Origin of the sequence: Gluconobacter sp. GP1, assembly GCF_032913585.1 — a bacterium.
Taxonomy (GTDB): domain Bacteria; phylum Pseudomonadota; class Alphaproteobacteria; order Acetobacterales; family Acetobacteraceae; genus Gluconobacter; species Gluconobacter cerinus.
The window spans coordinates 1-678 of sequence record NZ_JASGXC010000049.1 but is presented as its reverse complement, the minus strand read 5'-3'; the positions used below and the strand labels follow the sequence as shown (position 1 = coordinate 678).

General features: G+C 50.4%; 1 protein-coding gene. It reads right to left on the bottom strand.

Features of this window, described 5'->3' with window-relative positions:
- A partial coding sequence (locus R5H23_RS16855) for a hypothetical protein (protein WP_317216130.1) occupies positions 1-678 on the bottom strand: 678 nt, incomplete at both ends.

Sequence of the window (678 nt, the reverse complement as noted above, 5' to 3'; positions counted from 1 at the left end):
TGGCGACCCCGGTAAATTCGACGAAGCTGCCTGAAAAAGAGCCATAATTTCGATAAATACTGAAATGGCCAACATTCTGCCCAAAGAACAATGATCCGGCACCTGCCTGTACAATCGTGGCTCCTGCATCGCGTGGATCCTTGTTCGGAACCGACATGTCATGGATGCTGGACTGGAAATATCCGAAAAACTCTTTCGCGTTCTGGACAGTTACGAATTTCGCTTTCCCGGCCGTATCAAAAAAGACGCCATCATGAATGTTGAAGCCGGACATCTTGGGGATATTGGATCCGTCGAGCACCAGAAAATCTGATCCGTTCGTGGTCACCACGCCCCCCTTGTTGAAATTGATATCAACAATATTGCCCGACCCGACCGCCACATTAATTGGCGCGTTATTGATACAGAACCGACCGGACGGGAATGTCAGAGAACTGCCTGTTGCCATGACATAGGAGAACGCAATGGATAGCGACAGATGATCATCTGTCTTGCCATTACATTGTGCCCCAAAATCCCGAGGGCTGAGAATGCGCCCCAGATGGTCGGCCAGAGTCTGAGGAACTGATGCTCCCAAAGCGGTTGCCATTGAGGCCGTGACATCAAGGCCCGAAGCTGAACCGCCTTGAATACTTGGGTTTTGCATCTGCCCGTTGATAGCATCGATCTTTCTGCCAA